This is a genomic window from Streptomyces huiliensis (assembly GCF_020037025.1).
GTDB classification, from domain to species: domain Bacteria; phylum Actinomycetota; class Actinomycetes; order Streptomycetales; family Streptomycetaceae; genus Streptomyces; species Streptomyces huiliensis.
Genome location: NZ_JAIQLH010000503.1, coordinates 1 through 1,047 on the forward strand (window position 1 = coordinate 1; position 1,047 = coordinate 1,047).

The following is a 1,047-nucleotide window of genomic DNA, read 5'->3' on the forward strand; positions in this document are numbered from 1 at the left end:
CTTGGAGGACCACAACCACACCGGCGGGGCATCCCGTTCCTTCGACAAATGCTCGACCTTCAGTCGGATCAACGTGCCCTCGACCACGGGTAGTTCGCCGTCGTGGTCGAGCCATGAGGAGCGGTGGGTGAGCCTTGGGTGGACCCGGTCCCATGCCTGGGTTTCAGCCTTGCCGTAGTTGCTGGTGTCCGTGATCGTGGTGATCGCGGGCTCGGGCCAGGTCTCCGGCTTGGCGAAGCGGAATTCCGGGCCGTGCTTGGGCGGCCGCCCGCCCTTCGGGTCGTGGACGCGAGGCGGCTTCGGCAGGCGCATGACGCGGTCGGAGCGGACCCGGCCGACCAGCTCGACGGGCAGGTCGCGCAGGACCCAGGCCAGGCGGGTGACGTCGTAGCCGGCATCGCTCACGATCACGATGTCCGGGTCCCCGGCCTGCCATTGACCGCCGGCAATGAGCCGCTCGACGACTCCTCGCAGCTGAGCGGCGGTGATCGCGGTCGCGTCGTCCGCGGGGCCGAGCCGAATCACATCGAGGATCGCGGTCCAGGACGTGGCGCCCGGCTCCAGCACGGCGACGAAGGAATACGGCCAGCCCGGAATGAATTGCGACGCCCTCTTCGCACGGCCGTAGACATGGCAGAACAACCGGTCTGCCGAGCACGGCGCGTCCGAGCGGAGCCACGGCGACACATCGACGGCCAGGACCAGGCGCCCGCCCTCGAAACGCGGCAGCGACAGGCATGCCAGCACGGTCCGCAGCTGGTCGACGTCGATGCGGCCGTGGTTCAGGCCGCCGTACATCGCGCCGTGCCCACGTCGATGTTCGGGCAGCAGCGTCAGGTCCACCGGGGACCTCACCGCCCCGTCCGCACACAGCACCGCGTCCACCAGCTCGAACAACGCGTCGCGCCGGGCGGTCAGACACTCGTAGAACTCGCCCCGGAAGCGTGACGCTTCCGCGAACGCTTCCCTACCGGACAGCATCAGGCAGCAGACTCACCCTCACGGCCTTCGTCGTGGTCACGTGCGTCCTTGGTCGGAGCACATGAT

1 protein-coding gene is annotated in these 1,047 nt (G+C 68.8%); it reads right to left on the minus strand.

Going from position 1 to position 1,047, the window contains the following annotated elements; genetic code table 11:
- On the minus strand, positions 1 to 981 hold a 981-nt coding region (locus JNW98_RS35495; protein WP_223772379.1), incomplete at its 3' end, for a transposase.
- Positions 982 to 1,047 lie beyond the last annotated feature (66 nt).